The 19147-nt window shown below is 63.6% G+C and carries 14 protein-coding genes; 2 read left to right on the top strand and 12 right to left on the bottom strand.

Annotation, left to right across the window (positions count from 1 at the left end; genetic code table 11):
- The 9 genes from ACQY7X_RS11240 to ACQY7X_RS11200 form a co-directional block, all read right to left on the bottom strand.
- Entirely contained in the window at positions 1-1644 is a 1644-nt protein-coding gene (locus ACQY7X_RS11240; RefSeq protein WP_428250008.1) for an AMP-binding protein, read from the bottom strand.
- A gap of 52 nt (positions 1645-1696) precedes the next feature.
- Positions 1697-2839 carry an ABC transporter substrate-binding protein gene (locus ACQY7X_RS11235; protein ID WP_428250007.1) on the bottom strand — a complete coding sequence of 381 codons (1143 nt, stop codon included), beginning with the start codon at positions 2837-2839 and terminating at the stop codon, positions 1697-1699.
- A 37-nt stretch (positions 2840-2876) separates the two neighbouring features.
- Complete coding sequence (locus ACQY7X_RS11230) at positions 2877-3635, bottom strand: ABC transporter ATP-binding protein (protein ID WP_428250006.1); 759 nt, start codon at positions 3633-3635, stop codon at positions 2877-2879.
- On the bottom strand, positions 3632-4393 hold the full coding sequence (locus ACQY7X_RS11225; RefSeq protein ID WP_428250005.1) for an ABC transporter ATP-binding protein: 762 nt from the start codon (positions 4391-4393) through the stop codon (positions 3632-3634). The genes ACQY7X_RS11230 and ACQY7X_RS11225 overlap by 4 nt, the downstream gene beginning before the upstream one ends.
- Positions 4390-5358, bottom strand: a complete 969-nt coding sequence (locus tag ACQY7X_RS11220) for a branched-chain amino acid ABC transporter permease (RefSeq protein WP_428250053.1) — start codon at positions 5356-5358, stop codon at positions 4390-4392. The genes ACQY7X_RS11225 and ACQY7X_RS11220 overlap by 4 nt, the downstream gene beginning before the upstream one ends.
- The gene (locus tag ACQY7X_RS11215) at positions 5358-6212 is read right to left on the bottom strand and encodes a branched-chain amino acid ABC transporter permease (RefSeq protein ID WP_428250004.1); all 855 of its coding nucleotides are present in this window, start codon (positions 6210-6212) and stop codon (positions 5358-5360) included. Before ACQY7X_RS11215 ends, ACQY7X_RS11220 begins: the two co-directional genes overlap by 1 nt.
- A gap of 131 nt (positions 6213-6343) precedes the next feature.
- Complete coding sequence (locus ACQY7X_RS11210; RefSeq protein ID WP_428250003.1) at positions 6344-7117, bottom strand: SDR family NAD(P)-dependent oxidoreductase; 774 nt, start codon at positions 7115-7117, stop codon at positions 6344-6346.
- 23 nt (positions 7118-7140) lie between these two features.
- Entirely contained in the window at positions 7141-7932 is a 792-nt protein-coding gene (locus tag ACQY7X_RS11205) for a 3-ketoacyl-ACP reductase (RefSeq protein WP_428250002.1), read from the bottom strand.
- On the bottom strand, positions 7929-8384 hold the full coding sequence (locus tag ACQY7X_RS11200; RefSeq protein ID WP_428250001.1) for a MaoC/PaaZ C-terminal domain-containing protein: 456 nt from the start codon (positions 8382-8384) through the stop codon (positions 7929-7931). Before ACQY7X_RS11200 ends, ACQY7X_RS11205 begins: the two co-directional genes overlap by 4 nt.
- A gap of 89 nt (positions 8385-8473) precedes the next feature.
- Here ACQY7X_RS11200 and ACQY7X_RS11195 point away from each other — a divergent pair, with 89 nt between their 5' ends.
- Together ACQY7X_RS11195 and ACQY7X_RS11190 are read left to right on the top strand one after the other, a co-directional pair.
- Positions 8474-9886, top strand: coding sequence for an FAD-binding oxidoreductase (locus ACQY7X_RS11195; protein ID WP_428250000.1), 1413 nt, complete (start codon positions 8474-8476; stop codon positions 9884-9886).
- Entirely contained in the window at positions 9883-10776 is an 894-nt protein-coding gene (locus ACQY7X_RS11190) for a shikimate dehydrogenase family protein (RefSeq protein WP_428249999.1), read from the top strand. Before ACQY7X_RS11195 ends, ACQY7X_RS11190 begins: the two co-directional genes overlap by 4 nt.
- 20 nt (positions 10777-10796) lie before the next feature.
- Here the strand turns inward: ACQY7X_RS11190 and ACQY7X_RS11185 are convergent, their stop codons facing one another.
- The 3 genes from ACQY7X_RS11185 to ACQY7X_RS11175 form a co-directional block, all read right to left on the bottom strand.
- On the bottom strand, positions 10797-11813 hold the full coding sequence (locus ACQY7X_RS11185; protein WP_428249998.1) for an NADP-dependent oxidoreductase: 1017 nt from the start codon (positions 11811-11813) through the stop codon (positions 10797-10799).
- Between the two features lie 80 nt (positions 11814-11893).
- Complete coding sequence (gene pbpC / locus ACQY7X_RS11180; RefSeq protein ID WP_428249997.1) at positions 11894-13975, bottom strand: penicillin-binding protein 1C; 2082 nt, start codon at positions 13973-13975, stop codon at positions 11894-11896.
- A gap of 22 nt (positions 13976-13997) precedes the next feature.
- Entirely contained in the window at positions 13998-19028 is a 5031-nt protein-coding gene (locus ACQY7X_RS11175) for an alpha-2-macroglobulin family protein (protein WP_428249996.1), read from the bottom strand.
- Between the last annotated feature and the right edge of the window lie 119 nt (positions 19029-19147).

Genomic DNA, 19147 nt, shown 5'->3' with positions numbered 1-19147 from the left:
CTAGCTTTTGCCCATCAGGCTGCGCAGCTCGACGCCGGCCGCCTTGCGGTCCCAGGTATTGGCGCCGATGCCAGAGGCGCGCAACTGCACCTTCATGATCTTCTGCGTCGGCGTGCGTGGCATCGCCGGCAGGATCTCGATGTAGCGCGGCACCATATGGTGCGGCAGGCTTTGCGCCAGGAAGCTCAGCAATTCCAGAGGCTCCAGCGCCGCATCCGGGCGCAGTACCACGCAGAGCTTCACGTCATCGTCTGAAACATATTCCGACGGCACGCCAACGGCGGCGCTTTCCAGCACGGCGGCATGGGCATTGGCCGCCACTTCAATGTCGTAGGAGGAGATATTCTCCGCCCGGCGGCGGATACGATCCCCCAGCCGGTCAGCAAAATAGACCCAGCCATCGGCATCGATATAGCCGCTATCGCCAGTATGGAACCAAAGATTGCGCCAGGCCTTCAGCGTCGCCTGCGGATTGGCGTAATAACCCGGACTGATGATCCAGGGCAGCTTCGGCCGCAGCACGAATTCACCCACGCGGCCCGCCGGCAAGGGCTGGTCGGTTTCCGGATCGACGACCTGGAATTCGTACCATTCCTCGCGGATGCGGCCGCAGGAGCCAGGCCGCAAGACTTCATCATAGGGATGCCAGCAGGGAATATTCACTTCCGTCATGCCCCAGGTTTCGACCCCCTTCACGCCGAAACGGCGCTCGAAATCCACCGCGATATGCTTGGGGAAGGGCGACGTGCCGATGCGGGTGAGGCGGGTATCGGCATCATCGGGCCGCTCCGGCTCGGCATGGATCATTTCGAGCAGCGGGCCATGGCCGATGCTCACCGTGGCGCCGCAGTCACGCACCCGGCGCAGCCAGTCCGGCGCCGAGAAACGCAGATCCAGACTTACTTTTGCGCCAGTAAGCAGCGCGGCATAGATGGCGCAGAAGCGCGGCGACATGTGGAACAGCGGATGGGCGCAGTAATAGATGTCGTCGCCAGTGATCCGCATACCCTCCGCGCTCTGGCGCGCGGTGAGGAAGGCCTGGGCATGGGTCACCATCACGCCCTTGGAGGGGCCGGTGGTGCCGGAGGTGAACAGAATCGAGCAGAGATCGGAAGCGGCCGCACCCGGGACCTGCCAGCTTGCCGGGCGCTCTCCCGCAGGCGGCACGAAAGCCGCGACCGGCTTGTCCGCGATTGCTTCCGGCAACGGCTGGACGGCGGAGTGGACCAGGATGCGCGCCAGGTGCGGCATCGCCGCAGCACTTGGCGCCAGCACGGGCAGCAGGGAGGCCTCGGCGATCATCACCTCGGCCTCGACCAGATTGACGGCATGTTCCAGCGGCTTGCCGCTGAAGGCGGGATTGATCGGGGCATCGATGGCGCCGAGCAGATCGATGCCGAACCACAGCAGTACCGCCAATTCGGAATTGCCGGCAAAGGTGGCGACCCTGTCGCCGGCGCGGATGCCAAGGCAATACAGATACCAGGCAATATCCATGGCCCGCTCGCGGGCCTCGGCAAAACTCAAGGCAGGCTGGTCCGCGAAAGCCAGAAATGGCGCGCCGGGAGTTTGCCCGGCGCGCCATTCCAGAACTCGGTCCAGGGACCATTCCTGTGGCGCAAAATCGAGATAGCTGGCTTTCACCGAAACCCCGCGACGCTGACGCCCTTAAGAATGCCCCTGGACCTGCATTGTGTTACTTGACGGTGACGAACTTGCCGCCGCGGATTTCCACGGTGATCAGCGTGTCGGCGAAGACGCCTTCATGCTGGTCCTTGGAGTAGCAGAGCTTGCCATCCAGGTAAGTGCCGGGGTAATCGCAGATCGTCTCCAGCGCGTCACGGATCTTCGGGCCGGTCGGCTTGCCGTCAACGCGGCGCAATGCCTCGGCAGCGGCGAGGAAGCCGGTGGAGCCGATCAGTTCGGCATAGCCCTTCGGGGTCTTGCCGCCATCGACGATCAGCTTGCCCAGTTCCTTCTGGCGCTCGGACGGATCGTCCCAGTTGCCGATCGAAACGATCTGGATGCCTTCGCCGGCCGGGCCGGCGGCATCGAGGAAGGGCCGCTGGTTGAGGCTGCCGGTGCCAACGATCGGCGCCTTGATGCCGACCTGGCGGGCGGCACGCATGAAGGCGGCACCGAGCGCCGGAGCCGAGGTCTTGAGCAGCACCACATCCGGGTTGGAATTACGGATGTTGGTGGCAGCGGCGGTGAGGTCGATGGCGTTGAGCGGCGCGGCCACGGCGGCGGCGATCTCGACGTTACGCTCCTTTGAGAGCGCGGCGGCGCGCTTCATGCCGGCTTCGCCATAGGCGTCTTCCTGGTACATGATGGCGATACGCTTGTGGCCCGGCTTGAACACGCCGCGATCCAGGATCGCGTCCACGATCAGGGTGTCGCTCGGCGCGGTGCGGAAAATCCACGGCCAGAAATTGTTTTCCTTCGAGGTGGCCGGGATGGTGCCGACCGGTGCCAGCACCGGAACACTGTTGGCCATGGCAATCGGCATCAGCGCCAGGGTGCCAGTGCCGATGGTCGAGCCGAGAATGGCGACCACGCCGTCCTGACGGATCAGCTTGGTGGCGCAGCGCGCGGCTTCGGTCGGGTTCGTCTGGTCATCGCACAGGATCAGATCGATCTGGGCGCCCTTGATACCGCCTTCCTTGTTCACCTTGTTGGTGAGGATTTCGACGATATCGCGCTCCGGCACGCCGAAGGGGGCCGCCGGGCCGCTGAGGCTGTAGATGCCGCCGATCTTGATCTTGTCTTGCGCCAACGCGCCGCCGGCCAGCAGACCGAACGCGGCAATGCCCGCCAGCAGGGTAGTGATACGCTTCATATTCCTCTCCTTCTCAGTTTTCTTAAACCAGTGTCAGTTATCCGTTCGCCGTGCCCAGGAAGGCTTCGGCGAGTTCCTCCGGATTGCGCAGGTCTTCCTTGCCGCCCTGGCGCACGAGATGGCCGTGCGACAGCACCACATAGCGTTCGGCCACGCGGGCGGCGAAGGGGACATTCTGTTCAGCAAGCAGCAGCGCCAGGCCGCTGCGCTTCAGGATGTTGAAGGCATTCTCCAGGATGTCGAACACCATCGGCGCCAGGCCTTGGGTCGGTTCATCCAGCAGCAATACCTGCGGCTTGCGGCCCAAGGCCATGCCGATGGCGAGCATCTGCTGCTCGCCGCCGCTGAGCACACCGGCCATGGCATCGGCACGTTGCTTGAGGATCGGGAACAGGCCGAGGATCAGCTCGCGCTGTGCTTCGCGGTCCTGCACCGGCAGCAGCCGCAGGCCGACATCGATATTCTCCTCCACCGACATGGTAGGAAAAATATTGCCGCGCCGCTCCGGCACGAAGGCGATACCATGGGCTGCGCGCTTATGGGCGCTCATGCCGCCGATCTCGGTGTCGCGGATCTTGACTTCGCCAGCACCGCTGATAATGCCGGAAACCGCGCCCAGCATGCTGCTCTTGCCGGCACCATTCGGGCCCAGCACAGCCAGCATCTCACCGGGATAAAGGTCGAAATCCACCCCTTCCACCACGGTGATGCGGCTGTAGCGCGCGACGATGCCGCGGCAGGTCATGACCGGGGCGGCCTGAGCCTGGCCGGTCGCAATGGTCGCTGCGGCGTTCATCGGCCGGTGCTCCCCAGATAGATATCAATGAAGGCCTTGTCGCGGGCGATCACATCAGGCGCACCCTGGATCAACATGCCGCCCTCCTTGAGCACCAGCACATCCTCGGCCAGTTCGCGGATCAGGTTGAAGTTATGCTCCACCAGCAGCACGCCGACGCCCCGCTCCGCCAGGCGGCGAACCTCAAGGCTGAGCATGCGCTGTTCATCGCGAGCCAGGCCGGCAGCCGGCTCATCCAGCAGGATGTATTTCGGCGCATTGGCCATGGCACGCGCCACTTCCACCAGACGCACGCGGCCCATTGGCAATTCGCTCATCTGCAGATCGCGGAAATCCGACAGCTTGAGATCGCTGAGGATTTCGTCGCAGCGGGCGCGGAAGCCCGCTTCCTCGCGCGAAGCAGAGGGCAACCGCAGCATGGCGGAGATGAATCCGGTCTGCTTCACCGGGTAGAAGCCGCACATCACCGCCTCTTCCACCGTCACCTTCGGATCGAAGCGCGGCGTCTGGAAGGTGCGGGCGAGGCCGCGGCCAATACGGGCGAAGGGCGGCAGGCCGTCCACTACTTCATCATCCACCACAATGGTGCCGTTGGTCGGCGTCACCATGCCGGTAATGGCATTGAACAGCGTGCTCTTGCCGGAGCCGTTCGGGCCGATCACGGCCAGAATCTTGCCGCGCTGCACCGTGGTGGAAACATCCTTGAGGGCTGTGACGCCGCCGAACTGCACCGTCACGTTCTTAGCTTGAATGGTCATGCGGCAACTCCACGCACGGATTTGCCGGCACGGGCGCGGCTGGCAAACAGCTTCTTCCAGTTGGTGCCCAGCACGCCGTTCGGCGCCACCAGCAGCACCAGGATCAGTACCGCACCGAAGATCATGCCCTGGGTTTCCGCCGCCGGCAGATACAGTGTGATCAGCGTGAGGAACGCCGCACCGAGAATCGGGCCGAGGAAGGTGGAAGCACCACCGATCACCGCCATCAGCAGGATCTTGATCGAGACATGCATGGTCAGCGAATCCGGGCCCATATAGGTGAGGTGATGGGCATAGAGCCAGCCGGCGAGGCCAGCCACCGAGGCCGAAAGCGCGAAGTAGAGCGCCAGCAGGGCCGGCACGTTGACACCATCGGCGGTGGCACGCAGCGGATCATGCTGCGCGGTGCGCACGGCGCGGCCGATGGCCGAACTGGTCAGGTTGGCATAAAGCACCAGCACCAGTGCCACCACCAGCCAGCTCAGCACATGCATCGACTGGATGGTGGGCGCGAACCACAGCGCCGGGATGCCGGAAAGGCCGATATAGCCACCCGTAAAGCTGCCGCCCTCGCGGATCGCCAGTTCCAGCACCAGGCAAAGCAGCAATGTGGCAATGGAAAGCGGCAGCGGCGACAGCCGGGTAATAGCGCGCGCCATCGGATAGGCCAGGATCATGGGCATGGTCAATGCCAGCACCAGCCCGACCAGCGGCGACATGCCATAGCGGGTGGTGACGATGCTGGTGGCGAAGGCACCGATGGAGCCGAAAGCGGCCGGTGCCATGGAGAGGATGCCAGCCTGGCCATAGGCCATGCCAACCGACAGCGAGAGCAGCGAGAAGATTGCCACCATCACGGAATTATCGAGCCAGAACGGGCTGCCGATGATCAGCGGCGTCAGCGCCGCGATGATCGCCAGAATGATCAGCGCCGGCTTGCAGCGTTGCAGCAGGGTGCCTTGCATCACACGCGCCCTCCCGTGGCGGCAATCTGGTTCATCCGGCCGAGCGACAGGATGACGAAGATGAAGACCAGCGGGGTGGCATTGGCCCAGGCGCCGGGCAGATAGCCGGCACTGACCGCCTGCACCACGCCGATGATCAGGCCGCCGGCGAAGCCGCGCAGCGGGCTGCGCATGCCGAAGATGATCGCCGAGCCGAAGCCCCAGATGGTGAAGTTGAACGCCGTGCTGTAGTCAGCGCCGGTGGTATAGAGGATCAGCACACCGGCGGTGCCGGCCAGCAGGCCGCCCAGCAGGTAGGTGGAGAACCAGATCTGCTGCACCGGAATGCCGTTCAGCGCGGCGCCGACCGGATTGACGGCGCTGGCGCGCATGGCGCGGCCAAACGGCGTTTTCTGCAACACCACGAAAAGGCAGGCCAGGATGCCGACGCAGACGGTGATGTTGATGCCCATCTGCGGGCTGATGCGGATGCCGCCGATATTCCAGAAGGTATCGAACGGCTGCCGGATCATCGGGCTGGTGCCGAATATGGTGAGGATGAAGGATTCCAGGAAGGTGGCGAGGCCGAAGGTGCCCAGCACCGCGATCACATGCTCCACCGCGCCGGGGCGGTTAAGCCGCATCGAGATGACACCGACCACACCGGAAGCCAGCACGGCGGAGGCAATCGCCAGCACCACGCCGCTGGGGCCGCCGGTGACATACATGATAGCGGCCGCCAGCACGGCATAGGCGCCAAGCGCCACGTCCACCGAGCCGGTGGTGACGAAAAGCAGGCTGACCGGAAAGGCCAGCAGGCCGTATGTGATGCCCAGCAAGGCACCACGCAGCAGATACTCCGCAAGCTCGAACACTTCAATTTCCTCCCTGCAGCCGTCCCTCCGGGACCGCTACGTCTTTTTTATTTATACTTACTCGTAAGTAAGTATAAATAGCCATAGCCTGTCAAGACCCCAATTCCGCTGCCGCGGCATCAGGGCCGGTTTCAGTTCATCCACAATCCGCCGGTGACGTTGATCGATTGGCCGGTCATGTAGGACGCCTGCTCAGAAACCAGGAACGCCACCACATTGGCGACGTCCTGCGGCTCGCCCAACCGGCCAAGCGGAATGAGATGCACGCGCTCAGCCGCGGGCACCAGACCCTTGGCATGCGCCTCCGCATCGGCTTGCTCGCGCATCCGGGTGTTGGCGATGGTGCCGGGACAAACGGCATTCACGCGAATTCCAGATTTGGCGAGATCGAGGGCCATGGATTGCGTCATGCCGACCAGCGCGAATTTCGACGCGCAATAGGCCAGCGACATCGGCCGCCCGGATTTACCGAACCATGAAGCAATATTTATGATTCGGCCGCCACCGCTTTCGATCATCATCGGTACTATGGTGTGGCAGCAATTATAGGTCCCGCGCACATTGACCTGCATGGTGTAATCGAACTCTTCCGGCGTACCGTCGATGATCGAAGAAGCCTGCCCTATACCAGCACTGTTGATCAAGATGCGGGGCGCCGCGCCGAATTCACTGCGCAGTTTTGCAGCAGCATCACGCACTGCCGCCAAATCACTCACATCAACCTTGCCGACACTAACTGCAGCGCCCTGCCCGCCTAACTCGCTGCCGAGTGCCTCAAGGCTGGTTGCATCGACATCCCACAATGCCACTTTGCAGCCTTCCTTAGCCAACCGCTGAGCAATGCTCTTGCCGATACCGCTGGCAGCACCCGTTACAACCGCAACATCACCCGAATACTCATACATTGTGCTGTTCCTGAAACTGCTGCTTATGTGCGGCGAATATGGATGCCGCCATCGACATGGAAGGCATGGCCGGTGCTGTAGGGCAGAAGACCGGCGGCCAGTACGCCGACAGTGCGGCCGATATCCTCGGCTTCGCCCCAACGCGCCATCGGGAAACCACGACCCTTCACCCAGCCATCGTATTTCTCGAACACATCGGCGGTCATGTCGGTGCGGATGATACCGGGGCGAATTTCATGCACGGCAATGCCATGTTCGGCGAGGCGCAGCGCGAACAGTGTGGACATCATGGCGATGCCGGATTTCGAAATGCAGTAATCCGCCTGCGCAGCCGTGGCGATAACTGCATTACCAGAGGAGATGAAGATGATCGAACGCGAGGGCCGCGTGGTATCGCCGGCTGGCTCCACAATCATCCGCTTGGCGATGCGCTGCGTCAGGAAGAACGAGCCACGCAGATTCACATCGATCAGGCGATCGAAGCTTTCAACCGGAATCTCCAGCATGTCGCCGCGATACTGTGTCTGCACGCCGGCATTGTTGACCAGGCAGCTCAGCGGCCCGAAAGCACCACAGGCTTCATCCACCATGCGCTGATGCTGCGCCAGATCGGCAACATTTCCAGTGACAAAAGCCGCCTCGCCGCCGCGCTCGGCGATACCGGCCAGGGTTTCTTCCGCCGAAGCATCGCGCTCAAGATCGTTCACCACCACATCGAAGCCCTGCTCGGCCAGCGCATAGGCGATGGCGCGGCCGATGCCGCGGCGACCGCCAGTGACAAAAGCCGCTCGGCGTGCCGTGGATTCGCCGCTCACTTGGCGACTCCCTGCTGTGGCACCCAGCGCATGATGTGCACGGCGCTGGAAACCACAATGCCATTCTGATTCGTCACCGTCACGTCAGAGAGGGTGCGGAAACGCTCGGCCTCGATCTTGGCGATGGTGTAGGTGATGGTCACGGTATCGCCGAAGAATACCGGGCTCATGAAGCGCACGCGGTCATAGCCTTGGGAAACCGGCGTGAAACCGACGTATTTATGTACATGCGGGGTGAACATCAGTGTCGAAGCGGTGGACATGAAACCCATCGAGAGCACGCCATGAGCGATGCGGCGGCCAAACGCCGACTTCTTCATGAACTCTTCATTGCAGTGCACATCCGACAGATCGCCGGTGATGCCGGCGAAGAGATAGACGTCGCTTTCGCTGACAGTCTTGGAAAACTGCACCTTGTCGCCAATGGCGACATGGAAATCCGCCTCTTGCATTGCTTCCTCCCAATGAGACGGCGGCCCTTATAATGCTTACTTGCATGTAGGTCAATATCTGCTAAGACGAGCAGACCTGGAGGAGACTAATGGCCAAGAGCACACGCCCCCCGATCGACCCGGCCGCCCTGTTGCGGGTGTCTGAAACATTGCAGTCGCGCTTTGGTAGCCGCTTCAGCATGGCCGAGGCCGTGCGCCGGCAACATTCCAGCCAGCTTACCTGGATGCCGAGCCAGCCGCCCGATGCCGTGGTCTTTGCCGAAAGCACCGAGGAAGTGGCGGAAATCGTGCGGCTTTGCGCCGCAAATGCCGTGCCGGTGATCGCTTTCGGCTCCGGTTCTTCCTTCGAAGGCCATGTGAATGCGCCGCATGGCGGCATCTGCATCGACCTCGGCAACATGAAGCGCATCATTGCGGTGCATGCCGAGGATCTCGACTGCGTGGTGCAACCGGGCGTCACCCGCACCACCCTCAACGAGTATCTGCGCGATACAGGCCTGTTCTTCCCGATTGATCCCGGCGCCGATGCCTCGCTCGGCGGTATGGCAGCCACACGCGCCAGCGGCACCAATGCGGTGCGCTATGGCACCATGAAGGACAATGTGATCGCGCTTACCGCCGTGCTGCCGAACGGCGATATCGTGCGCACGGCACGGCGCGCGCGCAAAAGCTCGGCCGGCTATGACCTGACGCGGCTGTTCGTCGGCTCGGAAGGCACGCTCGGCATCATCACCGAACTGGTGTTGCGGCTATCGCCAATCCCAGAGGCGGTGGCGGCAGCGATCTGCCCCTTCCCCAGCGTGCGCGCCGCCTGCGACGCGGTGATCGCCACCATCCAGAGCGCCTTGCCGGTGGCGCGGATCGAATTGCTCGATGAAGTGACGGTAGGCGCGGTGAACCGTCATTCCGGCCTCTCCCTGCAGGAATCGCCTTTGCTGCTGCTGGAATTCCATGGCACGCCCGATGGTGTTGCCGAGCAGTCGCGCCGCTTCGGCGAAATCGCCGAGATGTTCGAAGGCGGGCCGTTCGAATGGTCGGACAAGCCCGAGGAACGCTCGCGGCTGTGGAAGGCCCGACACGATGCCTATTGGGCCTGTGTCGGCCTGCGCCCTGGCGCGCGCCCCATACCCACCGATGTCTGCGTGCCGATCTCGCGGCTGGCCGATTGCGTCGAGGCGACCAAGCAGGACATCCAGGCGCTCGGCCTGATCGCGCCGGTGGTCGGCCATGTCGGCGATGGCAATTTCCATGTGCAGCCGATGGTGGATATGGACAATCCGGCCGAGGTTGAAACCGTGATGCAGTTCGTGCGCCGCATGGTGGAACGCGCCATCGCCATGGACGGCACCTGCACCGGCGAGCATGGCATCGGCCAGGAGAAGCAGAAATACCTGCCGCTGGAACATGGCGAGGAAACCCTGGCGCTGATGCGCCTGATCAAACGCTCGCTCGATCCGCAGAACATCATGAATCCTGGTAAAATGCTGGAGTATTACGCATGACCTCGCCGTTGCCTGACAATCTTCTCCACCTGGCGCCGCAGCGTGCCGGCTCGGCCGAGTTCGTCGATGGCCGCACCCGGCTCTATGGCATCCTGGGCCATCCCATCGAACAGGCGCGCTCACCCGAGACCGTGACCCATGAACTGCGGCGGCGCGGCGAGAATGCCATCCTGCTGCCGATCCATATCCGGCCCGAAGATTTCGACGCCGTGTTTCCGCAGTTGCTGAAACTGGTCAACCTGGATGGCCTGGTGGTGACGGTGCCGCACAAGACGCGGATCGCGCCACATCTCAGCCATATCGGCCCGATGGCCGAGATCAGCCACAGCATTTCTGTGATTGCCCGCTGCAAGGATGATCAATGGGTCGGCGAAATGTTCGATGGCGTCGGCTGCGTTGCCGCCATCGAGCGGCGCGGCGTGCGCATGCCGGGCATGCGGGTGCAATTGCTGGGCGCTGGCGGTGCCGGTGCTGCCATCGGCGCCGAACTGGCGCGCAAGGGGGTGGCGAGCCTGCGCATCGTGGAACCGCAGCCGACGCGTGCCGAAACCCTGGCACATGGGCTGGCCAAGGCCTACCCGGCGCTGAATGTCAGCATCGGGCCATCACGGTTGGATGATATCGACCTGCTGATCAATGCCACACCGGTCGGCATGCTGGACGAGAATGCCGCGCCAATCGACGTTACGTCGATTCCGGCCAATGTGGTGGTGATGGATGCGATCATGGACCCGGATCGCACCAAGCTGTTGCGTATCGCGGAGGCCAGTGGCTGCCTCACGGTTTATGGCCGCGAGATGCTCGATTCGCAGATCGTTCGGGTCTGCGATTTCCTGCTGCGGGCGCGGCAGCACGATGTGAAGGACTTCGTGCTGCACCCCGATACCTGATGCTTCTTCCAAGCTGATCGTCAGGTGAACTTGACGATCAGCTTGCCAAAATTGCGCCCCTGCAGCAGGCCGATGAAAGCCTCAGGCGCCTTTTCCATGCCGGCAACGATATCCTCGCGCACCTGCAGCGTGCCATCCGCCACCAGCGGCGTGGCATAGCTGATGAATTCGTCGCGATAGGCAACGAAATCCGTGACGATGAAGCCGCGCAGCAGCAGCCGCTTCACCAGCACATCGCGCATCAGCATGGTCATTGGCGTATCGCCATCGGCGGCATTGCCAAGATTATACTGCGAGATCAGGCCGCAGACCGGAATACGGGCGAAGTCATTCAGCAGCGGCAGCACCGCATCCCACACCTTGCCGCCGACATTCTCGAAATAGACATCGATACCCTGCGGACAGGCAGCGGCAAGTTTCTGCTTCAAGGCCGGATCGCGATGATCCAGCGCAGCATCGAATTTCAGCGTGTTCAGAGCATAGGCGCATTTCTCTGCGCCGCCGGCTATCGCCACGGTGCGGCAGCCCTGCAACCGCGCCAGTTGCCCGACCATGGCGCCAACCGGGCCGGTAGCGGCAGCCACCACCACGGTTTCGCCGACCTTCGGTTGGCCGATCTTCATCAGGCCGGCATAGGCAGTGAAGCCCGGCATGCCAAGCGCGCCCAGTGCCGTGGAAAGCGGCGCCGCCGTTGCATCCACCTTGCGCAAACCGGCAGCCGGCAGCACGGCATAATCCTGCCAGCCGCCTGCCCCCACCACCAGATCACCCGCCGCGAAGCCAGGTGCCTCAGAGCGAACCACTTCGCCCACCGTGGTACCGACCATCACTTCGCCCAGGCCCACCGGACGGGCATAGGATTTGGCATCGTTCATGCGCCAGCGCATATAGGGATCGAGCGAGAGATAATGCGTGCGGCAGAGCACATCGCCGGGCGCCAGCTGTTGCGGCAATGCCGCCATCTCCAGCCGGAAATCTTCAACGCTCGGCTCTGTCACCGGGCGCCGCGCCAGCACCCATTTGCGGTTTTCAGACATCTTCCCTCCACGGATTTTCCTGTCCGAGAGGTAGGACTTGCACATGAGTAAGTCAACGCACTGGATGCAAGTCGCGCGACTTACCTTTCGCCAGCAATCAGCCGGGTACGCACCGTGCTGCTGCGCCCTTCCGCATCCACCACGCTGATACGGAAAAAGCCTGCCGCCGCCGGCGTCCATTCGGCATGATCGCCGCTGCCGCGCCCCGGCAAGGGCTCGCCATCGACATACCAGCGCAGGGGCTGCGTGCCGCGTGCCTCCAGCACCACGCGGTCGCCGCCCTTCGCCGGCAGGGCAAGCTCCACATGTGGTGGCGGAAACAGAATACGCGGCCCTTCGGCAACAATATTAGTACGGCGCTGGAAATTCCGCAGCGCCGGTGGCGGCAGGCGCGGCGGCGCGACGGCCATCTCCGCCTGATCCGGCACGGCAAAGCGCGGCGCTTCGCCACCACGGCCGCCCAGGATATCGAAAATGTGGAACATCAGCGGTGCCGCCGTGTTGCGGCCATAAGCACCCGGCCGTGGCGTGCCATCCGGCCTGCCGACCCAGACACCGACGACATGGCTGCCGGTATAGCCGACCGACCAGGCATCGCGGAAACCATAGGACGTGCCGGTCTTGTAGGCGATGCGGTCGGCCATGTTATTCGCCGTGCCCTGGATGCCGGCGGGGCGTGGCGCATCAGCCAGGATATCGCCGATCTGCCGTGCCGATGTGGGCCGCACCACGGCCTGATGCGGTAAGGCAGTGTTTCCTTCGATGGCCGAAAGCGCGGCGTAGCGTCCGTCATCAGCCAACATGGCATAAAGGCCGACGAGATCACGCAGCGACATGCCGACACCGCCGAGCGCAATGGCAAGGCCGGGTTCCTCGCGCGGCGCTGGCAGCACCATGCGAACCCCCAGCGACTGTAGCTGCGCGGCAAAGCGCGCAGGCCCCAATCGCTCCAGCACCGCGACGGCTGGCACATTCAGCGATTGCTGCAACGCATCCCGCATGGTGATGCGGCCCTGATACTGGCGGTCGAAATTACGCGGCAAATAGGTGCCGAAACGCGTCGGGCGATCATCGATCACGGTTTCTGGGTGAATCTCACCGGCATCCAACGCCATGGCATAGATGAAGGGCTTCAATGTGGAGCCGGGCGAGCGGATCGCGGTGGTGAGATCAACCTGGCCCTGCGCCGTGGCAAAATCATGCCCGCTGACCGAGGCGAGGATACGGCGGCTGGGCAGTTCGGCAACCAGGATCGCAACGGTGGCCGCATCGGGGAACCAGGACGCTTCCTGGCGTGCCAGTTGCTCCAGCTTCTGCTGCAGGCCGCCATCGATGCTGGTCTGCACCACCGGCGCGCTGGTGCGGCGCGCGGCAGCGGCGGCCAGATGCGGCGCGGTGAAGGGTAAGGCCTGGCGCTGCACAGGCAGCGCCTCAGCCTCGGCGAGCCGCATGTCTGCCGCACTGATCCGGCCAGCCTCGGCCAGACGGCGCAGCACCTGGCTGCGGCCATCGGCGGCAGCGGCCGGGTTGCTGATCGGGCGGCGCGCGGTGGGCGATTGCGGCAGGGCAATCAGCAGCACCGCTTCGGCCAGATTGAGTGTTGCCGGCTCCTTGCCGAAGAAAATCCGGCTGGCCATATGCACGCCTTCGATATTGCCGCCGAAAGGCGCCAGCGTGAGATACATCGACAGGATTTCGCGCTTGGAATAGCGGGCTTCAAGCTGCAGGGCGCGCAGGCTTTGTTCAATCTTGCCGGCCCAGCCACGGCGCGGCTCATGCAGCAGGCGGGCAACCTGCATGGTGATGGTGGAAGCGCCAGAAAGAATCCGGCCGCTTTGCAGATTGCCGATGGCAGCACGCAGTACCGCGAGCGGATCGATGCCGGGATGGCTGTAGAAACGCTGATCCTCGTAGGCCAGCAGCAGGGCAAGATATTGCGGATCGACCGCTTCCGGCTCAATGCGCAGCCGCCAGTAGCCTTGGCCAGCGGGGAGATAGCGCAACGGTTCGCCCTTGCCGCCAACGACCAGCCGTCCGCTATCTTCATAGCGGCTGACATCCGGCGGCAGCAGCCGATCGGCAACAGTGATAACCGCAACGAAGGCCAGACCGGCAGCCAGTGCCAGTCCGAGCCGTCGCTTGCCACCGACCCACTGCATCATCGCATCACCCCGCCGCGAGATATCATTCAGGCCGAACAACGATGCTGCCGGCTGCGGTACGCGCCATCCGTTCGGGGCGGTACATGTCCTCCACACTGGCAGCTGGCAGGGTAAAGCTGCCGATTGTGACCGCGCGCACCACATAGGCGAAGCGGAAGTCGCTACCCGGCGCCAGCACGCGGTCGCGCCAGGAATCCTCGCGTTCATAGAGGAAACCGAAGCGGTCGCGACGCGCCGTATTGTTCAGCTCGAAGGCCGCGACGAAGCGATCATCGCGTTGCTCCGCGAGCATCGGCAGCGACAGCGCCCCCAGCCAGGGATAGGACAATGGCGTATCATCCCTGCCGCGCGGCGGCTTGATCACGGTCTCGATCTCCCAGCCGGCGGGCAGCAGGTCGGCCAGCACGGTCTGATGATACAGCCGGTCGTGCACCTTGCCGTCCAGCACCACCACCAGCCGGTCATGGCGGCGAATGCTGTTAGCATCAGCCAGATCGATGCGGTCGCCGCCGGGAGTGTATACCGTCTTCCTCAGGCTGTAGCCGCTTTCCAGCGCCGGTGCCGCCGCACGCGGCGCACCATGCACCATCAGGCTCGCGGCCACGGGCAATGCCGAGCGGTTGGTGATGCGGTAGCCGGTGCCAAGCGCCTGCACCGGAGGCGAAAGGCTCATCGCCACTACATTGCTGCGGCTGCGCTCGGCGCCGTTATCATCCACCCGCAATTCACTGTTGCGCTTGGCGGCATTCGCGGCGCGCAACAGCCAGGCTTTTTCCTGCGTTGTCAAACGCTCGGCGGCGGGATTGGCCGCTTCTATCTGCTCGAAGAACGGCGCCGCTGCCGCCACACCCAGGCTTTCGGCCGCCAGCGCGGCGAACAACGCCTGATCGCGCAGCCGCGAGCCATAGAATACGGCCTGGGCATCGCCGATCAGGCCGGCGCCGCGCCGGAAGATCATCGCTGCCTGATCGCGTTCGCCAGACAAGGCCAGGGCGGCAGCGGCAAAGCCGGACGCAATGCCGTTGCCAGCCTTCTGGAAATCACCCCATTGACGCTGCAGCATGGCACGCTGTGGATCGCCGCCACGCGCCAGCAGGTAATGCGCATAGGCACGCGCGCGCAGCCGATTGGCCTGGGCATATGGACCATAGCCGTATATGTCGTCATCCACATTCTCGCCGGAACGGCCATCCACCAGCATGCGCAGGAATTTCTTCGAACGCTGCAAGGCATCCTCGGGCACGGTGTAGCCTCGTTCGCGCGCCTGCTGTAGGAAATCGATGGCATAAGTGATCAGCCAGGAATCGGCACCATGATCGCCAACGCGCCACAGGCCGATCACACCATCCTCACCCTGGCGGTCGAGCAATGTATCGATGGCCTGCTGCACGCGGGCACGAATTCGCTGCACTTCCGCCGGCGAAGCCGCCCCAAGCAGGCTGAAATCATCGAAGCTCAGCAACGGCTGCACCACGCTGGTAATCTGCTCGGTACAGCCATAGGGGTAACGGGAGAGCGACTGCATCAGACCGGGCACATCAATGCCACGGATGGCACTGAGGTTGACCGCCAGCTTCACGCTGCCCGCATGGAACGGCGCCAGCAGGTCGGGGCCGAGCGTCATCGCCTCCCCGGGTGCCAGCATCTGCTTGCGCTCCAGTGTCACCGGATAATGCGGCGAGCGGCTTTCGATCTGCCATTCGCGGGTGAAAGCCAGGCCGTTCGGACCACTGACCGCCAGCGTAATCGCGCCGGTACCGATCTGCTCGGCACTCAACTCGAAACTGGCCTGCTTCGACTCGCGCACCGCCAGCGGCAAGGCCAGTTGCCGCTCGCCGGTCAGAGTCACCACGCCCGACGTGGAGACGGCAAAGCTGTAGCTGCCCTCGGGGGCATCGACATTCTGTGCGAACAAAGTCATGCGCGCCTTATCACCTGGCGCCAGGAAACGCGGGAAATAAGCATCGGCAACCAGCGGATGGCGCACGCGGACGCGCGCCTCGCCCTTGCCGACCTGGCTGGCATTGTAAGCCACGGCCATCAGGCGCAGCTGGCCGACAAAATCCGGGATGTCGAAATCGACACTGGCCTTGCCGCTGGCATCAACCTCGACCGGGCCGGAGAACAAAGCCACCGTCCTGGTCGGCACGGTCTGCAGGCCGGCGCCGCCCACTTCATCGCCGCCATGGCGGACACGGCCAGCAGGCGCGGACTGGCCATCAAGCAGCCGGCCATAATCATCGCGCAGATCAAGGCCGAGCCGGCGCTTGCCGAAATAGAAATCAGCCGGATCGGGTGTGACGAAACGGGTCAGCGCCAGGATGCCTTCATCCACGGCGGCAATTGTCAGCGTCGTTTTCGTGCCGGGTGCCAGACCGGAAACCGAGACCGGCACGGTGAGCTTGCCTTGCGGCGGCACCAGCTCCGGCACGTTCATCGCCACCGCCACCTGACGCGCGGCATTGTCGATGGCGAGCCAGTTCAGGCCGATGGCGCGCACCGGATCGCGCGCCGAGCCGCCTTTCAGCGGACGCACGGTATCGACCAGGATATAGGCGCCAGCGCCCCAATCGGCAGCAACGGGGATTTCCACTGTCGCGCCATCAGCCGGCAGAGAGACATGCTGCGACCACAGGATGCGGTTGGTCGCCACCATCACCAGCGCCTCGCCTGCGAAGGGCGGCTTGATCGACACCTGCGCCTTGCTACCCACGGCATAGCCGGTCTTGTCAGCCGAAACCGCCACCTTGTCCGGGATATCCTCGTCGGGCGAAGAATTGCCGAAGCCGGAGGCAAAGCGATAACTCGCCGCTGCCTTGGCTTCCTTATCCTCAATGGTGAGGCGATAGCGGCTCCACGGATCGGTGACAAAGCGCAATTCCTGCAGCTTGTCGGCGGTCAGCGACCAGTCGCCGCTGCGGACCGACTCCAGGCGCACCGAAGTACGGTAGGTCCAGCGGCCGCCACGATTGTCGTCGCGATACCAGATGTAATCCCAGATTTCCCGCTCCAGCCGCCAGGTAACACCGGGCCGCGCGATCTGCCGGCCTTCGCCATCGAAGGCGGCGACCGACAGCACGGCTTCCGTGCCATTGGCCACCTTGTTGTCATCGAAGCCCGGCTTGATGCCGAGGAAAACCTCGCGGTGGCGCACCGGCAAGGTCAGCCGCTCCTCGGTGGCGCGGCCACCCGGCTCATAGACGCCGAAGCTGGTAATCGCCTTCAGCGGCAGGGTGGAGCCAAGATTGCTGGGCTCAAGCCGGATCACCGCGCGGCCATCGCCATCGGTGGCCTCGGCGTTCAATTTGAGCAACACATCCTCGAATGGATCGTCATGGCGGCCGATCTGCCAGCCGCGCCATTGCGGAAACGCATTGGTATCGCGGGCAATGCGCAATTCGCCGAAGGACTGCAATTCCGCCGCCGGTGCGCCATAGAGCCATTGCGCGTCGATCTGCAATTCCGGCGGCGCCGCCGGATTATAAGTGGGCTGACTGATCGTGCCGTGCACCGCCAGGCGCTGCGGCACGAAATCCTGCACCTCAAAGCTCAGGCGGCCGATCGGCTTGTCGGTGGGATCGGCGAAAGCCAGCACGCTCCACAAGCCGCGTACGGCACCCGGCGGCAACTCGGTGGAGAAATGGACGCCGCCGCCGGCATCCGGCGGCAGGGTCTGGCGGCGGAACTCGGCACCATTGGGTCGCTGGATCACCAAGGTTATCGGCGAAGCCAGGGCATCCGAAGTGTCGCGGCGCATCATCGCGGAAAGATGCACGCGTTCGCCGGGCCGGTAGATGCCACGGTCGGCATAGAGGAAGGCCGCCAGCGGACGCAAAGCCGGCTGACCCGAAACACCGCGATCCGAGAGATCGAAAGCCGGCCGGTTGAGATCAAGGAAGGCAAAGGCGCCTTCCGCACCATAGGCGAACACTGCCTGCGGCCGGTTGCCATCCTGGCCTTGCAACAGACTGCGCTCAAAGCGCACGCGACCATCCTTATCGGTCGTCGCGCGGCCAAGATCGCGGCGATTCTCCGCCACCAGGGCAACATCCAGGCCGGCAATCGGCTTGGCGGTATCGTAAGAGCGTGCCAGCAGGTGCAGGCCATCCTCGCCCTGCAGCACGGTCAGGCCGATATCGGTTTCGATCACCCAGCGCGTCGCCGGAGCATCGGAACTGTAATAGTTATAGCGTGACGACGCCTTGGCATCATCCTCCGCGATCAGCAGATAGGCGCCCGGTCGGCGCTCGGGCAGGATTCGCGTCAACGGGAAGCTGGTGGTGCTGCGCTCCTCGCCGCGATTCTCCACCGCCATTGTGCCATCCCAAACGACATAGCCGCCACCGGCATTCAGCCGGCTCAGGCTGTTGTCATAGTAGTAATAGTCGTCGTCATCCTCGACGGCCTCATTCTCCACCGTCTTGCGCTTGGCCCGATGCTTGGGCCAGTCGCGCATCAGCTTGGCATCGCTGACATGCAGCACGCGCAGGCGCACGCGGTCGACATTCTTCGTCTCGATGGCAATGCCGGTGGCGCCGACCTGCGGCAGGATCGAGCCGGTGCCGGCAAAAGTGACCAGACGCTCCTTGGCATCGAGCTTGAAATCGATGCGCAGCTTGGTTTCCGCGAGGGTGCGCGCACCATCCGCCGCCACCAGACCAGCGGGCAGCACCAGATCCAGCGCCGCCAGGCCGCTGGGCCAGCCGCTCAGGCACAGGCTCTGCTGCTCGACACGAACCGCGAGTTTCTCGACCGTCGCGGCCTTGATGCGGCCCTCATAGGCATCCGCCTTGGCCAGCGGCCGGCTGAAAGCCAGGCAGACCTGTTCGACCGGCCGATTGCGCGCCCGGTCATCATCATCGGCTATATGGGCATATGGATCGTTGCTGTCGCTCTGCTTGCGCTTGAAGCTGTAGCGCAGGAATTCGAATGACTCGCCGGCAGAAGCCATCTGGGCCGGTGCGCCATGCTGGCGGCCAAGCCAATAGCCTCCGCCGCCTGCGGCCACGACGAGCGAAGCCAGAACCAGTGCCGCAGCAACAATCTTTTTCATGTGAATACCGGGAGTGGTGGAGAGCCGACCAAGGAAGGCCGGATTATAGAATTTCTCCCTGTAATCACAAAAGCTTATATTATTTCATCGAACCTGGTCGCCCAGGCTGATTGCCATTA

This window comes from Ferrovibrio sp. (genome assembly GCF_965278975.1).
GTDB lineage: Bacteria > Pseudomonadota > Alphaproteobacteria > Ferrovibrionales > Ferrovibrionaceae > Ferrovibrio.
The sequence above is the reverse complement of the archived record's forward strand: the minus strand, read 5'-3'. Positions and strand labels throughout refer to the sequence as shown.

Coding starts and splice junctions, on each gene's coding strand:
- ACQY7X_RS11190 (WP_428249999.1), top strand. CDS start 9,883: ATGACCTCGCCGTTGCCTGACAATCTTCTCCACCTGGCGCCGCAGCGT.
- ACQY7X_RS11175 (WP_428249996.1), bottom strand. CDS start 19,028: ATGAAAAAGATTGTTGCTGCGGCACTGGTTCTGGCTTCGCTCGTCGTG.
- ACQY7X_RS11230 (WP_428250006.1), bottom strand. CDS start 3,635: ATGAACGCCGCAGCGACCATTGCGACCGGCCAGGCTCAGGCCGCCCCG.
- ACQY7X_RS11220 (WP_428250053.1), bottom strand. CDS start 5,358: ATGCAAGGCACCCTGCTGCAACGCTGCAAGCCGGCGCTGATCATTCTG.
- ACQY7X_RS11185 (WP_428249998.1), bottom strand. CDS start 11,813: ATGTCTGAAAACCGCAAATGGGTGCTGGCGCGGCGCCCGGTGACAGAG.
- pbpC (WP_428249997.1), bottom strand. CDS start 13,975: ATGATGCAGTGGGTCGGTGGCAAGCGACGGCTCGGACTGGCACTGGCT.
- ACQY7X_RS11235 (WP_428250007.1), bottom strand. CDS start 2,839: ATGAAGCGTATCACTACCCTGCTGGCGGGCATTGCCGCGTTCGGTCTG.
- ACQY7X_RS11210 (WP_428250003.1), bottom strand. CDS start 7,117: ATGTATGAGTATTCGGGTGATGTTGCGGTTGTAACGGGTGCTGCCAGC.
- ACQY7X_RS11200 (WP_428250001.1), bottom strand. CDS start 8,384: ATGCAAGAGGCGGATTTCCATGTCGCCATTGGCGACAAGGTGCAGTTT.
- ACQY7X_RS11225 (WP_428250005.1), bottom strand. CDS start 4,393: ATGACCATTCAAGCTAAGAACGTGACGGTGCAGTTCGGCGGCGTCACA.
- ACQY7X_RS11195 (WP_428250000.1), top strand. CDS start 8,474: ATGGCCAAGAGCACACGCCCCCCGATCGACCCGGCCGCCCTGTTGCGG.